Annotated in this window: 13 protein-coding genes, 1 tRNA gene and 1 pseudogene; 5 read left to right on the top strand and 10 right to left on the bottom strand. The window is 32.4% G+C overall.

Translation table 11 applies throughout. From position 1 onward, the window contains the following. Positions 1-28: 28 nt before the first annotated feature. Genes hemL through ITB9_RS13985 form a run of 4 tightly spaced genes read right to left on the bottom strand, consistent with a single transcriptional unit; the run spans position 29 to position 3,361 of the window. Positions 29-1,306, bottom strand: coding sequence for a glutamate-1-semialdehyde 2,1-aminomutase (gene hemL, locus ITB9_RS14000; RefSeq protein WP_054852721.1), 1,278 nt, complete (start codon positions 1,304-1,306; stop codon positions 29-31). Between the two features lie 5 nt (positions 1,307-1,311). Further along, complete coding sequence (locus tag ITB9_RS13995) at positions 1,312-2,118, bottom strand: glucosaminidase domain-containing protein (RefSeq protein ID WP_054852720.1); 807 nt, start codon at positions 2,116-2,118, stop codon at positions 1,312-1,314. Positions 2,119-2,121: 3 nt separating this feature from the next. After that, the gene (locus ITB9_RS13990; RefSeq protein WP_054852719.1) at positions 2,122-3,033 is read right to left on the bottom strand and encodes a 1-aminocyclopropane-1-carboxylate deaminase/D-cysteine desulfhydrase; all 912 of its coding nucleotides are present in this window, start codon (positions 3,031-3,033) and stop codon (positions 2,122-2,124) included. After that, positions 3,023-3,361, bottom strand: coding sequence for a hypothetical protein (locus ITB9_RS13985; protein WP_028290582.1), 339 nt, complete (start codon positions 3,359-3,361; stop codon positions 3,023-3,025). Before ITB9_RS13985 ends, ITB9_RS13990 begins: the two co-directional genes overlap by 11 nt. 47 nt (positions 3,362-3,408) lie before the next feature. On the opposite strand from ITB9_RS13985, the gene ITB9_RS15700 reads away from it, so the two are divergent. The 3 genes from ITB9_RS15700 to ITB9_RS13975 are packed head-to-tail and all read left to right on the top strand — an operon-like array spanning position 3,409 to position 6,138. Further along, positions 3,409-3,576, top strand: coding sequence for a DUF5522 domain-containing protein (locus ITB9_RS15700; protein WP_162874861.1), 168 nt, complete (start codon positions 3,409-3,411; stop codon positions 3,574-3,576). A gap of 13 nt (positions 3,577-3,589) precedes the next feature. Next, positions 3,590-5,575, top strand: a complete 1,986-nt coding sequence (locus ITB9_RS13980; RefSeq protein WP_054852722.1) for a urocanate hydratase — start codon at positions 3,590-3,592, stop codon at positions 5,573-5,575. Between the two features lie 17 nt (positions 5,576-5,592). Then, the gene (locus tag ITB9_RS13975) at positions 5,593-6,138 is read left to right on the top strand and encodes a DUF4136 domain-containing protein (RefSeq protein WP_054852718.1); all 546 of its coding nucleotides are present in this window, start codon (positions 5,593-5,595) and stop codon (positions 6,136-6,138) included. A 73-nt stretch (positions 6,139-6,211) separates the two neighbouring features. Here ITB9_RS13975 and ITB9_RS13970 read toward each other — a convergent pair whose 3' ends face one another. The 5 genes from ITB9_RS13970 to ITB9_RS13950 all read right to left on the bottom strand — a co-directional run bounded on the left by ITB9_RS13970 (position 6,212) and on the right by ITB9_RS13950 (position 11,160). Beyond that, complete coding sequence (locus tag ITB9_RS13970; protein WP_054852717.1) at positions 6,212-6,541, bottom strand: thermonuclease family protein; 330 nt, start codon at positions 6,539-6,541, stop codon at positions 6,212-6,214. A 94-nt stretch (positions 6,542-6,635) separates the two neighbouring features. Then, the gene (locus tag ITB9_RS13965) at positions 6,636-8,948 is read right to left on the bottom strand and encodes a M1 family metallopeptidase (protein WP_054852716.1); all 2,313 of its coding nucleotides are present in this window, start codon (positions 8,946-8,948) and stop codon (positions 6,636-6,638) included. Positions 8,949-9,011: 63 nt separating this feature from the next. Beyond that, a complete protein-coding gene (locus ITB9_RS13960; RefSeq protein ID WP_028290588.1) occupies positions 9,012-9,512 on the bottom strand; it encodes a DUF6702 family protein in 501 nt (166 codons plus the stop codon). A 60-nt stretch (positions 9,513-9,572) separates the two neighbouring features. Next, positions 9,573-10,361, bottom strand: a complete 789-nt coding sequence (locus tag ITB9_RS13955; protein WP_054852715.1) for a hypothetical protein — start codon at positions 10,359-10,361, stop codon at positions 9,573-9,575. After that, positions 10,348-11,160, bottom strand: a complete 813-nt coding sequence (locus ITB9_RS13950) for a carboxypeptidase-like regulatory domain-containing protein (protein ID WP_054852714.1) — start codon at positions 11,158-11,160, stop codon at positions 10,348-10,350. The genes ITB9_RS13955 and ITB9_RS13950 overlap by 14 nt, the downstream gene beginning before the upstream one ends. 109 nt (positions 11,161-11,269) lie before the next feature. Here ITB9_RS13950 and pepE point away from each other — a divergent pair, with 109 nt between their 5' ends. Continuing rightward, positions 11,270-11,977, top strand: coding sequence for a dipeptidase PepE (gene pepE / locus ITB9_RS13945; protein ID WP_028607271.1), 708 nt, complete (start codon positions 11,270-11,272; stop codon positions 11,975-11,977). Positions 11,978-12,110: 133 nt separating this feature from the next. Here the strand turns inward: pepE and ITB9_RS13940 are convergent. Beyond that, positions 12,111-12,183: transfer RNA gene (locus ITB9_RS13940), tRNA-Gly, on the bottom strand. A 170-nt stretch (positions 12,184-12,353) separates the two neighbouring features. Between ITB9_RS13940 and ITB9_RS15725 the strand changes: the two are divergent. After that, positions 12,354-13,955, top strand: a pseudogene (locus ITB9_RS15725) (hypothetical protein); the annotation flags it as partial.

Here is a 13,955-nt window from a genome sequence, read left to right as displayed (position 1 = left end):
GCTTTTTTTATGCTTAAATTTTATTCCATTAACTAAACACAGCATCACATGCTGCAATGGTTTTATCTAAATCATCATAAGACAATGCATCATTTAAAAACCAACTTTCAAATGCACTTGGTGCTAAATAAACACCTTGTTTTAGCATACCATGAAAAAAGGTCTTAAACGTATCGTTGTTACCTTTTGCAGACGTTTCAAAATCTACAACTTCATTGTCACAAAAATGTACAGATATCATAGAACCTACTCTATTAATAGTATGTGTAACATTTCGTTTTTCTAAAACCTCAGCAATTCCTTTGTGTAAGTATTCTGTTTTTTTAGCTAAACTTTCAAAAACATCTCCAGTATTTAGTTCGGTTAACATTGCTAAACCAGCAGCCATAGCTAACGGATTTCCGCTTAATGTTCCTGCTTGATACACTGGACCTAAAGGCGCTAAATGATTCATGATTTCAGCTTTAGCTGCAAAAGCTCCAACTGGTAATCCGCCTCCAATTACTTTACCAAAACAAACGATATCTGCTTTAATACCTAATAATTCTTGAGCACCTCCTTTAGCTAACCTAAACCCTGTCATTACCTCATCAAAAACTAATAAAATATTATTAGCATCACATAATTGTCTTAACCCTTCTAAAAATCCTTTTTTAGGAGGAATACAACCCATGTTTCCAGCAACAGGCTCTATAATAATACAAGCAATTTCGTTTTTATTAGCTTCTATTAAAGCTTCAACATTTGCTAAATCATTATATTTTGCAAGCAAAGTATCTTTTGCTGTACCTTGAGTCACTCCAGGACTATTTGGAGTACCAAAGGTTACTGCTCCACTTCCTGCTTGAATTAAAAAAGAATCTGAATGTCCATGGTAGCAACCAGCAAACTTAATTATTTTGTCTTTTTTAGTATACCCTCTTGCTAATCTAACAGCACTCATACAAGCTTCTGTACCAGAATTAACAAAACGTATTTTATCAATATTTGGAACCATTGACACAGCTAATTCTGCTATCTGAGTTTCAATTTGAGTTGGCATACCAAAGGAAGTTCCTTTTTTTGCTTTATCAATTACTGCATCTACTACAGGTTGATGTGCATGACCTAAAATCATTGGTCCCCAAGATGCGATGTAATCTATTAGTTTATTATCATCTTCATCATACAAATAAGCGCCTTTTGCTTGTTTAACAAATATTGGTGTTCCGCCTACTGCTTTAAAAGCTCTTACAGGAGAGTTTACTCCTCCAGGTATTACTTGCTCTGCTTCTGCAAACAAAGCACTACTACGTTTATAAATCATAAACTTTAATAATCTTTAGGTATTGGTTTTACAAATAAAATCTGTCCGACAAATAAATCGTTATTTTCTAAACTGTTTAACGCCTTTAACTCGTTTACAGAGAGATTGTATTTTCTTGAAATGGAATATAAAGTATCACCTTTTATAACAGTATGTTTATCATTCTTTGCTGCTTGTTTACCTAAAACATCTGCATCAAACCTGTATAGTTGGTAACGCTCTATTAAACTTATTAACTTACTTGGATATTTTCTATCTGTTGCATAACCTGCTGCTCTTAAACCTTTTGCCCAACCAGAATAGTCATCTTTTTCTAAATTAAATAATTTAGAGTAACGTTTACGTCCTGTTAAAAATAACGAATGGTCTCTAAACGAATATTTTGCATTTTTATACTTTCTGAAACATTCTTGAGACGCGTCATCGTCATGATATATTTTGGCTCCTGTCCAATTATGACATTTAATTCCAAAATGATTATTAGCCTCAACAGATAATCTTCCTTTACCTGAAGCAGACTCTAGAATACCTTGTGCTAAAGTGATACTTGCAGGAATACCATATTTTCGCATTTCGTCTTGAGCAATATCACTAAATATGGCAATATATTCTTCCGTTTTATTAGCATATACTTCTGGAGTTTCTTTTACAGTTTCTTCAGCGACTATAACTTCTTTTTCCTTTGTCGTATTCTTTTTTGTTCTATTTACCTTAACTGTTCTAGGTTTTGCTTTTTTTGTTTGTACTTTTTTTGAAGTACCACAACTAACAATTAAAAGCGTTATACAAAGTATGGTTATTATTTTTTTCATTAACTATATTATTAATTGTTGTTGCTTTTGTTTTAAACGTTTGTTCATACCTTCAATACCTTGTATGCCTCCTGTATGAATTGCTAAAATTTTGGCATTGTCTTTAAAAAAACCGTTCTGAATTAATTCAAAAATACCATAAAGCATTTTACCAGTGTAAACAGGATCTAATGCAATTTGCTGCGCAGTTTTAAATTGATTTATAAACGTAACTAAATCTCCATTTATTTTAGCATAACCTCCAAAATGATAATTAGTTAGCAATTGCCAATTATTTTGTGTTGCAAATTTACTAATATCTTCTTTTAAAAAGTCGCCTTTTAAGGCAGAAAAACCTAAAACTTGTTGACTTAAACTTGAACTATTAATTAATCCAGAAAGCGTACCTCCTGTCCCAACCGAAGCGCATATGCAATCATACTGCTTATCGTTGGGAGTTAAAATTTCTTGACATCCTTTAATAGCTAAATCATTGGTCCCTCCTTCTGGTATTTGATAAAAATCTCCATACTCGCGTTTTAATTTTTCAATTAAAGACTGTGTAGATTTTAATCTAAATTGCTCACGACTTATAAACTTAAATTGCATTCCGCAAGATTGTGCAAATTTTAATGTTGGATTGTCCTGAATTTTATCATGCAACTCTTCTCCTCTAATTATACCAATGGTTTTAAATCCATAGACGCGACCTGCTTCGGCTATTGCTGCAATATGATTAGAAAACGCACCTCCAAAAGTAAGTAGCGTATCATGATTATGGGCTTCCGCGAAAGCGATATTATATTTTAATTTGCGGTATTTATTACCAGAAATAATGGGATGTATTAAATCTTCACGTTTTAAATGCAAAGTCACCTTAGTTTTAAAAGGGAGTTGTATGTTTTGATTAACACTAAGTTCTGGCCTAAATTTCATGCTTGCTAAGATACTTTAAAAATTGCCAAAAACGTCTAGTTTTTATATACTGTAAATTTGAATCGTTACAGTAAGCCTCACGCTCAAAACTAATATTTTTATATGCCTTTTGCCAATTGTTATGCTTTAAATATCTAATCAAAAACTCTAAAACATACCAAATATAAAAAGGAAGTACTAATAATTCGAGTTGCTGTTTAAGATGAATTTTTTCATGATTGATTAAACTAACACTTTGTTTTAAATGTTTGTTTTTAAGAAAAATAAACGGATAAATAGTTAATCCTGCGTACCCTTTTGGCACTAAGTATTTAGAAACAATGATCATAGTTTACACATCACAAAATGTACACCAATTTACGTTATCTTTGTGATATGAAGAAGATAATTCCTATTGAAGAAGGCGATTACTACTTAACACCTGAAGGGTATCGTTGTTTTACAGAGCAATATCACTTAAAACGTGGTTATTGCTGTGAAAGCGGTTGTAGACATTGTCCTTATGGATACAACACCAAAACTAACACAACTAATAAAAAATAAAGTCTACTTTTTTATGACATTTAAAGACCAGATATTAGAGGGTATTCCTGACCAATTACCACAACCAAAACCTTTTGATGCTAGTATTAATCATGCACCAAAACGAAAAGCCATTTTAAGTAAAGCTGAAGAGAAATTAGCTTTAAAAAATGCACTTAGATACTTTGATAAAAAACACCATAAAACATTATTATCAGAGTTTAAAAACGAATTAGATACTTATGGACGTATTTATATGTATCGTTTTAGACCTGATTACAAAATGTTTGCTAGACCTATAAATGAATATCCAGCTCAATCACAGCAAGCTGCTGCTATCATGTTAATGATACAAAATAATTTAGATTATGCTGTTGCACAACATCCACATGAGCTAATAACTTATGGTGGTAATGGAGCAGTGTTTTCTAATTGGGCACAATACAGGTTAACCATGAAGTATTTAGCCCAAATGACCGATGAGCAAACCTTAACCATGTATTCTGGTCATCCAATGGGATTATTTCCGTCGCACAAAAACGCACCAAGAGTAGTCGTTACTAACGGAATGATGATACCTAACTACTCTAAACCCGATGATTGGGAAAAATTTAATGCTTTAGGCGTTACACAATATGGACAAATGACTGCTGGTAGTTATATGTACATTGGTCCACAAGGTATTGTACATGGTACAACTATCACTGTTTTAAATGGATTTAGAAAAATTAACAAAGAACCAAAAGGGCATTTATTTGTAACTTCTGGGTTGGGCGGAATGTCTGGAGCACAACCTAAAGCTGGTAATATTGCAGGTTGTATCACTGTTTGTGCGGAAGTCAACCCAAAAATAACTCAAGTACGTTTAGATCAAGGCTGGATTGACGAGAAGATTACAGATTTAGATCAATTAGTTAAACGTGTTATACAGGCTAAAGCCGAAAAAGAAACAGTTTCAATAGCCTACCTAGGAAACATAGTTGATGTTTGGGAGACTTTTGATAAACATAATTTACATATCGATTTAGGAAGCGATCAGACCTCTTTACATAATCCTTGGGCTGGAGGATACTATCCTGTAGGTATTACTTTTGAAGAAGCTAATACAATGATGGCTAATCAACCTGATTTATTTAAAGAAAAAGTGCAAGAAACACTGCGTCGTCATGCTGAAGCAATTAATAAACATACAGCAAAAGGGACTTACTTTTTTGACTATGGTAATGCTTTTTTATTGGAAGCCTCACGTGCAGGTGCAGATATTATGGCAGATAACGGTATAGATTTTAAATACCCAAGCTACGTACAAGACATCATGGGACCAATGTGTTTTGATTATGGATTTGGACCATTTAGATGGGTTTGTGCTTCTGGAAAACCAGAAGATTTAGCAAAAACAGATGCAATAGCTTGTCAAGTTTTAGAAGAAATAAAGCAACATTCACCTGAAGAAATCCAACAACAAATGTCCGATAATATACAATGGATAAAAGGTGCACAACAAAATAAACTTGTAGTAGGGTCACAAGCTAGAATATTATATGCAGACGCAGAAGGACGTATGAAAATAGCCGAAGCTTTTAATCAAGCCATAGCAAATGGAGAGATTGATACCGTTATATTAGGTCGTGATCATCACGATGTTTCTGGTACAGATAGTCCGTATAGAGAAACCTCAAACATTTATGATGGTTCACGCTTTACTGCAGACATGGCTATACACAATGTTATTGGCGATAGTTTTAGAGGTGCCACATGGGTAAGCATCCACAATGGTGGTGGTGTTGGTTGGGGAGAAGTAATTAATGGTGGATTTGGTATGGTTCTTGATGGTAGTATAGAAGCATCAAAAAGATTAAAACAAATGTTATTTTGGGACGTAAATAACGGAATATCAAGACGTAGTTGGGCGAGAAATGACGAAGCTATTTTTGCTATTAAGCGCGCAATGGATATTGAACCTAATTTAAAAGTAACCTTACCTAATCTGGTTGATGATGATTTATTAGAACAATTATAAACCTAAATATTATCGCCATGAAAAAAATTATTAAACTATTACCTATTGCATTAATTGCAATTGTGCTAATATCTTGTAGCTCTGTTAAAGTTGCTGCAGATTACGACAAAGCTGTAGATTTTAATAACTACAAAACCTTTGCCTTTTTTAAATCAGGAATAGACAAAGCTGAAATTAGCGATTTAGATAAACGAAGAATACTTCGTGCTATTGAAGCTGAGTTACTAGCAAAAGGCTATACAAAATCTGAAAATCCTGATCTTTTAGTTAGTATTTTTACTAAATCTAATCAACGTGTTGACATATACAACAACTCTTGGGGAGCAGGAGCTTGGGGTTGGGGAGGACCACGTTGGGGATGGGGTTGGAACTCTGGATCTAATGTTACAACATCAACTCAGGGACTTTTGTTTGTTGACTTAATTGATGCTAATAAAAAAGAATTAGTTTGGCAAGGACAAGGTTCTGGTTATTTATCAAAAAACATGGATAAAAAAGAAGAACGCATCAAGGAATTTGTTGCTAAAATCATGGAAAAATATCCTCCTGGAATAGAGAAATAATTTGATAATATATTTATATCAAGGATTAATTAGTAAAAGCGACTACTTTAAAATAAGTAGTCGCTTTTTTATTTTATATCAAGTATGGCTTAGCGTGACCATTATCTACTAACCATTGGTTTAACTCTAAACCATCCTCTAATATGATATTAGCTAAATAGCGTCCATATTTACCTTGTTTATCCTTGTAAGAACGTATTGTGACTTCTTTATCCAATATCATACTTCTAACAATGTCTCTAACCTTTTTACCTTCCTCCTTTTCTTCTCCTCTCAATTCAGGAGTATCAATTCCGTAAAGACGTAATTTCATTTCTTGAGAATGTAAAAACCCTAAATCTACTAAAGCAGTTACTGTATCTCCATCATAAACTGCTATTATTTTTGCCTTATATGTATACATAACATTATTTTATATAGTTCTAAATATACAAAATAAAAAAGTCCTTAAAACTTTTGCTTTAAGGACTTTTAAATATTAAAAACTAAACTAATACTTAGTTTTTATTTTTCTTTTTAAAGTTATCAAACTCACTAGCCTTCATTTCTCTTGGCCAAGAATTGTTAGAGGTATCTACATCTGCTGTTTCTAATTTAGGGTCAACAGTAATGCTTACTATCTCTTTTTCTGTTGCTAACGTTTTACTTACTTCTTTGTCATTAAGTCTCCAGATTTGTGCTGGATACGTTTCTGTTTTAGATGTACCATCAGCGTAAGTATACTCTACAATAATAGGCATCACTAATCCACCTGGCTTTTCAAAAGTAACACTGTAAAAGAATTTTGGCTCTTTAATATTAGCTCTTTCAGCTGGAGTAAAGTTATCCATGATGTACTCGTTTAGAGTAGTTGAATTTTCTAGAGCAGATTTTCCTTTTAAATTAGCATTAAAATCTTCACTACCTTCTTCAACAAAATACACTAAAGGAGGTAAATCACTTAATTTCATACCTCTTTGCTCTGCTACTTTTTTTATTTCTGCATTAGGTTCATTTGAAACAAAATACTTTTTAACGTCTTTTACACCTATGTCAACATAATCTGTTGTGTAAAACCATCCTCTCCAGTACCAATCTAAATCTACAGCTGATGCATCTTCCATTGTACGGAAAAAATCTTCTGGTGTTGGGTGTTTAAACATCCAACGTTGTGCATATTCTCTAAAAGCATAATCAAACAACTCCTCTCCCATTACTGTTTCACGAAGTATATTTAATGCTGTACCTGGTTTACTATAAGCATTGTTACCAAATTGGTAAGTATTTAATCCTTTTGTCATAATTGGAGCAATGTAATCTTGATCTCCACCCATATATCTTACAATATTAGCTGCAGGACCACGACGTGATGGATAAGCTGTTTGTCCTTCAGATAATGCTGCTGGATACCATTTACCAAAATCTTGCTCTGCTACATATTGTACAAATGTATTTAAACCTTCATCCATCCAAGTCCATTGACGCTCGTCACTATTTACAATCATTGGAAAAAAGTTGTGTCCTACCTCATGAATAATTACGGACATCATTCCAAATTTAGTTCTATCACTATAGTTTCCGTCTTTATCAGGACGACCATAATTCCAGCAAATCATTGGGTATTCCATTCCTTGCTCTTTAGCATGAACAGATATTGCTTTGTGGTAAGGGTAATCAAAAGTCATACGAGAGTAAGACTTTAATGTACTTGCTACAGCCTTAGTAGACCAGTCTTCCCATAATGGGTTTCCTTCTTTACCATATAATGATACTGCCATGACATCTTTACCACCAATCTTAACACTCATCATGTCCCAAATGTAACGTCTTGATGTAGCAAAACCGAAGTCACGTACATTTTCCGCATATAACTTCCATGTTTTTGTTTTTGTTGACTTTGTGCTTAATTTTGCAATTGCCTCATCTTGAGTTACAATGACTACAGGCTCATCATAAGATTTTTTAGCTTGCTCATAACGTTTCATCATTTCTTTTGAGAAAACGTCTTTTCTATTTGTTAATTTCCCTGTTCCATCTAAAATATGATCTGCAGGTACTGTTATATTTACTTCAAAATTACCAAATGGCAAAGCAAACTCATCACGTCCCCAAAATTGAGAATTTTGCCATCCTTCTACATCATTATAAACAGCCATTCTTGGGTAAAACTGTGCAATTACATATGCTCTATTATCGTCTTCAGGAAAATACTCGTATCCAGAACGACCTCTTCCATTAACATGATCGTTAATATTATACCACCATTTAATTGAAAATGAAAAAGAATCACCTGACTTTAATGCTGTTGGCATTTCAACACGCATCATCGTACGGTTTATCATATGTGGTAAAGCACGTCCTTTAGAATCTTTAACTTCTTGGATATTAAAACCACCATCAAAAGCTTCTGTCAAATAGCTATTAGCAAAACGTCCTGGTGTTGTTGCTGGTTGTGCAGAGTCATCGCTAATTAAAGGTGTTTTAGAATCTTTAGCACGCATATTTTGATCTAACTGTACCCATAAATAATTTAAGTTATCTGGAGAGTTGTTAGTATATGTTATGGTTTCAAAACCTGATAATTTTGCATTTACATCATCAAGTACTAAGTCCATTTTGTAATCTGCCTGTTGTTGATAGTAGGCAGCACCTGGAGCACCTGAAGCTGCTCTGTACATATTAGGTGTTGAAAACTCTTCATACAACTGCTTAAACTTATTGTTGTTGCTGTGACCTTGTTGAGGTTCTTTTTTGTCTTTCTTTTGGTCTTGCGCAAAGGCACTAACAGACACAAAAAGTGCCGAAAGAAATAGATACTTTAATTTTTTCATTTTGAGTGATTGTTACTTTAAGAACGTGAATTTAACAAAAATTAACGTTGTCTAAAGGCTTTGTTAAAAGTTTAACAAACCTTTATCTTTTTCAGGAATTAAAACAAAAGTCTTGTTTTTTCCGTTAATATTATTTCTGACAATATTTTTTTGATCTGGAAACACATCAAATAACACAGTGTTTTTTACCTCAAAACTATTGATTGCTTTGACATTTTCGATTTCTAGATAACAATAAACGATGTCATCATCATACTCTTTACCAATAAAAGCTAAGGTTTTTGGAGTGTTATTAATGTTTATCTCCAGTTTTTGAAGTAAGTACTTTTTAATATAACCATCTATTAAAGTTTCATCTTTACCATCATTTAAAACAATAGTTTTATCGTAACGTTTACGTAACAATTTTTCAAAATCATCTACAAATATTCTTGTTATTATCTGAACAGATTGTTTATCTTTAACATACTCTATTTGAGTTATACTAACATAATATTTATGTACTGCAGTAAATGAAAACAGTGTAAATAAACTAAATATTAAAAGGTATTTTATGGGCTTCATGAAGGGTTATTTTGTTACAAATTTAACGGAATAGAAACAAAAAGCATTCCAATTATTGCTTTATTCTTTTTCTGATAAATTTTGTTTGTATTGCTTTAATTTCAGTTTAAAAAAAGCTAATGCTTCTAGGTTACTTTTACCACACTTCTCTTTAAATAATGGATCTTCTTGTACAAAATAAAAGAACTCGACATGGTATTTTTTATCCAATGGATTAGTTTTAAAAAAATCTTCAGCTAAATCATTTTTCAACCTTACTAATAAAGCATCATTATTTTCAAGTTTCACCATCTGCTTTAGCTTTTTAGTACGACCTGTTATAGTATTTAAAAGTTTATAAAAATTAACTGCTGCTCCTAAACCGACATATACAAATTTTCCATGATCGGCTTCATATAGTTGTTTTTGGACATGTGTTTTTTGTTTTCCTTGGTAACCAGGTATACCAACATCATAAAAGTTGATTTTTGGTTTTGCTGTTGAATTTGAAATATCGTCGCTTAAATTCCCTGACAAGGGTTTAGTTATAAAGACCTCATCTAATTGATTGGTAAAAACCTCTAAAGTTACATTTAATGTTTTTGAAAGTACATCCTGTTTTGTTACCACTTTAACCAACATTTTGTATTGTACGGAAGTAAAAACTATGGTATCATTTAATTTAGCTTTTATTTTAAACTCACCTTGTTTACCAGACGTTGCATTAGTTAATGCTGTTTTATTAAGTATATGAATATTTTCTACATTATCTTCACCAGTTACAACACCTGACAACTCTACTGTTTGAGCTAGTAAAGTTGAATTAACTAACAACACTAAAAGACCAATTATTAGTTTAGTTTTTTTCAATAGTAGCCTTTAAAAATTGCTTACTCTGACCGTTTAAATGCTCTATTAATTGCATTTCTTTACCTTTTACTAATAAATCAGTATCAAAATTATTTTTTTGAACAAATGCAATAAAAGCTTCTACTTGATCTTCAGGAATTTTAAAATTAACAGTATAATATTCGTGTTTATACATATCACTTAAATCGTTTGAAGTTTCAATTGTTTGTATCTCTGCCGAAGACTTCTTTTTATCTTTCTTTTTAAAAATTAAATTGACCAATCCACCAATAATAGCCATTCCATCTGCTTGATATCTAATTCTTTCGTTTTGATTCATTGCTGCTAAGTTTTCAACTTTACTATATTCATCGTTAGAAAACTCATAAAAACTTATATCATTGACTCCAAAATAAATAGCGTCTAAATCTGGATTAAACGTTTTTACATTAGCTACGTCTTCATTTAAAACACCTGTTAAATCATAGGGTAAGATCACAACCTCGTCTAATTTATTTACTTGCTCTACTAAATAAACATTCATTTGCTTATTTTCAATAACTTCTTGAGCTATAACGACGTTAAAATCTTTAAACTGTAATGCAGATACATTTATCCTGTCGTTTAACATGACTTTAATTTTAAACTCCCCTTTTTGGTCAGTGACTGCACCTCTATTTGAAGAGGAATTGTAAACTGTAATCCCTTCTAAATCGGGAGAATCGATAATAATTTTTCCTGTAATTTCGACTCTAGTTGAGTCTTGAGCGTAAGAAAAACCTACAATTAATGTAAAGAATGCTAGTAATTTTAATTTCATAATGGCTGATTTTAAGTAAAATAAAAACTTTTACTCTTAATTTTAATCTAATTGCTATATAATCTTTTGTTAAAAGCTACGATTAATTAAATTTACAAAAACTATTTTTATGAAGCAATTACTAATTGCAAGTACCTCTACCCTTCATTCAGGATCATATTTAGACTACTTAATGGAGGACTTAAAAATTCATTTTAAAAATATAAATGAAATTGTTTTTATACCCTATGCAAGACCAGGAGGCATCTCTCATGATGCTTATACAAAAAAAGCAAATGAAGCTTTTAATACCATAGGAATTACTGTAAAAGGGTTACATCAATTTGAAAATCCAATTGAAGCTATTAAAAATGCTAAAGGGATTTTTACAGGAGGCGGAAACACTTTTGTATTGGTTAATGCTTTATATAAACATAATTTATTAAATACCTTAACTAGTATTATTAATGATGGTATACCGTATTTAGGGACAAGTGCAGGAAGTAATATTTGTGGCCTAACCATGCGCACTACTAATGACATGCCTATTGTTTATCCTCCTAATTTTAAAACTTTAGGATGTGTGCCTTTTAATATAAATCCACATTATTTAGATCCTGACACCAATAGTAAACATATGGGTGAAACTAGAGAAACGCGTATAAAGGAGTTTCATAAATTTAATACTCAACCTGTTGTTGGTTTGCGTGAAGGTAGTTGGTTAGAAGTTAAAGGCGCTTCAATACAATTAAAAGGAACGCTAAATGCTAGAATTTTTGAATATGAAAAAGAACCTTATGAAGTAGAAACTGGTACTTTTTTAAACGAATTAAAATAAAAATCAAAAAATTAACCGTTTACTATTTTAATTTAAATTCATCCCTCTTTTGACAATACTTACACCTACCTACACTTTTCAAAATTTAACTTTAACCCATAAAAAAAGCTCCATCGTTATGATGAAGCTTTTGAGCGAGAGACCAGGTTCGAACTGGCGACATTCAGCTTGGAAGGCTGACGCTCTACCAACTGAGCTACTCTCGCATTTCCGTGGGCAAAAATAGTAATTATTTACAATCTACAACTATAAAACAGAAATTTTATTTCTCTTTTAATCGATTATTTTAACACTTTATCGATAACTAAAACCTAACCACCTGTTACAACGTAAATTATATTAAATCCATATTATTTTAGAGAAAATTCCCCTTATTATGAAAAAATTATTATTAATATTAACTATACTACTGACTACCAATTTAATGGGACAGGTTAAGATAGGAGACAATCCTCAGACCATTGATCAAAATTCTTTACTAGAATTAGAAAGTGCTGACAAAGTTTTAGTAGTTACTAGAATTTCTAACGCTGAAATGATTGCCTTATCCCCTTTAAATGGTGCCATTATTTATAACACAGACGAAAACTGCTTGTTTCAATACAATAATTCTACATGGACAAGTTTATGTGTTGATGTTATGGCAAATGAAACCATAACTGCTTTAATGGATAATAATGATGGTACAATTAGTTATACAAGTGAAGATGGCTCGGTTACAACAATTATTAAATCAGCATTAACAGATAATGGAGATGACACTTATACATTTAATAATGGTAACGGAAACCCTATTACTTTGGATGTCTCTGCATTAGAAACATTAACAACTTTAGTTGACAATGCTAATGGTACATTTACTTATACCTCTGAAAATGGTACTACAACAATAATAGATACAAATAGTGCGGAAACACTAACAACAATAGCCTTTAATGCTGACAACACTAATATAGATTATACTGACGAAGATGGTGTAGTGACTCAATTAGATTTATCTAACATTGTTGATAATCTAGAATCTATAACAACTATCATTGATAATAACGATGGCACTTTTACTTATACTGATGAAGAAGGAGTAACAACAACCCTTGATGTTGCTAACATGGAATCTCTAACTTCTGTTGCTTTAAACATCGACAACACTAACATCGATTATATTGATGAAGATGGTGTTGTAAGCCAATTAGACTTATCAGCAATCGTTGCTAACTTAGAAGCATTAACGACTATTGCTGACAATAATGATGGAACTTTCACCTACACTGATGAAGATGGTCAAACGACTATTATTGACGTTGCTAACCTAGAAACTTTAACTACCATAGAAATAGATCCAACAAACAATATTATAACTTATACAGACGAAGAAGGGAACCCTAATAATATCGACTTAACACCTTACTTAGATAATACTGATAATCAAATCATTTCTTCTACGGTAACAACTCCACTTGAAGAAGTAAACGTTGCTCTTGAAGATGGTGGAAATATAGATATTAACATACAAGATGCTGATGCAGATACTACTAACGAATTGAATACAGACATATCATTTAATGGAACTGAACTAACTATTACTGATGCTGGTGGTGATCAATCTATTAACTTATCATCACTAACCTCTAGTGTATTACCAACTGTCACATCAGGAAATACAATAGCAAACCACTCTTCCGGAAATGGAACAAATGTTGAAATCAAAGAAACAATAACAACTCTTATTGATAATGGGAATGGAACTGTTACTTACACAAACGAAAGTAATCAAACTACAACTGTTGGCATAGTTGGACCACAAGGTCCTGCTGGAGCAGATGGAAACGATGGTGCTGATGGTGTTGATGGAGCAGTTGGTCCTCAAGGTCTTCAAGGAATTCAAGGCGAAACTGGACCGCAAGGTCCTGCTGGAGCAGACGGAAACGATGGTGCTGATGGTGTTGATGGAGCAGTTGGTCCACAAGGTCCTCAAGGG

Source organism: Olleya sp. ITB9 (genome assembly GCF_001315805.1).
Lineage (GTDB): Bacteria > Bacteroidota > Bacteroidia > Flavobacteriales > Flavobacteriaceae > Olleya > Olleya sediminilitoris.
This window is presented reverse-complemented; position numbering and strand designations above follow the sequence as displayed.

Bases quoted from the DNA above. Each gene is read 5' to 3' on its own strand.
- hemL (WP_054852721.1), bottom strand. From the start codon at position 1,306: ATGATTTATAAACGTAGTAGTGCTTTGTTTGCAGAAGCAGAGCAAGTA.
- ITB9_RS13995 (WP_054852720.1), bottom strand. From the start codon at position 2,118: ATGAAAAAAATAATAACCATACTTTGTATAACGCTTTTAATTGTTAGT.
- ITB9_RS13990 (WP_054852719.1), bottom strand. From the start codon at position 3,033: ATGAAATTTAGGCCAGAACTTAGTGTTAATCAAAACATACAACTCCCT.
- ITB9_RS13985 (WP_028290582.1), bottom strand. From the start codon at position 3,361: ATGATCATTGTTTCTAAATACTTAGTGCCAAAAGGGTACGCAGGATTA.
- ITB9_RS15700 (WP_162874861.1), top strand. From the start codon at position 3,409: ATGAAGAAGATAATTCCTATTGAAGAAGGCGATTACTACTTAACACCT.
- ITB9_RS13980 (WP_054852722.1), top strand. From the start codon at position 3,590: ATGACATTTAAAGACCAGATATTAGAGGGTATTCCTGACCAATTACCA.
- ITB9_RS13975 (WP_054852718.1), top strand. From the start codon at position 5,593: ATGAAAAAAATTATTAAACTATTACCTATTGCATTAATTGCAATTGTG.
- ITB9_RS13970 (WP_054852717.1), bottom strand. From the start codon at position 6,541: ATGTATACATATAAGGCAAAAATAATAGCAGTTTATGATGGAGATACA.
- ITB9_RS13965 (WP_054852716.1), bottom strand. From the start codon at position 8,948: ATGAAAAAATTAAAGTATCTATTTCTTTCGGCACTTTTTGTGTCTGTT.
- ITB9_RS13960 (WP_028290588.1), bottom strand. From the start codon at position 9,512: ATGAAGCCCATAAAATACCTTTTAATATTTAGTTTATTTACACTGTTT.
- ITB9_RS13950 (WP_054852714.1), bottom strand. From the start codon at position 11,160: ATGAAATTAAAATTACTAGCATTCTTTACATTAATTGTAGGTTTTTCT.
- pepE (WP_028607271.1), top strand. From the start codon at position 11,270: ATGAAGCAATTACTAATTGCAAGTACCTCTACCCTTCATTCAGGATCA.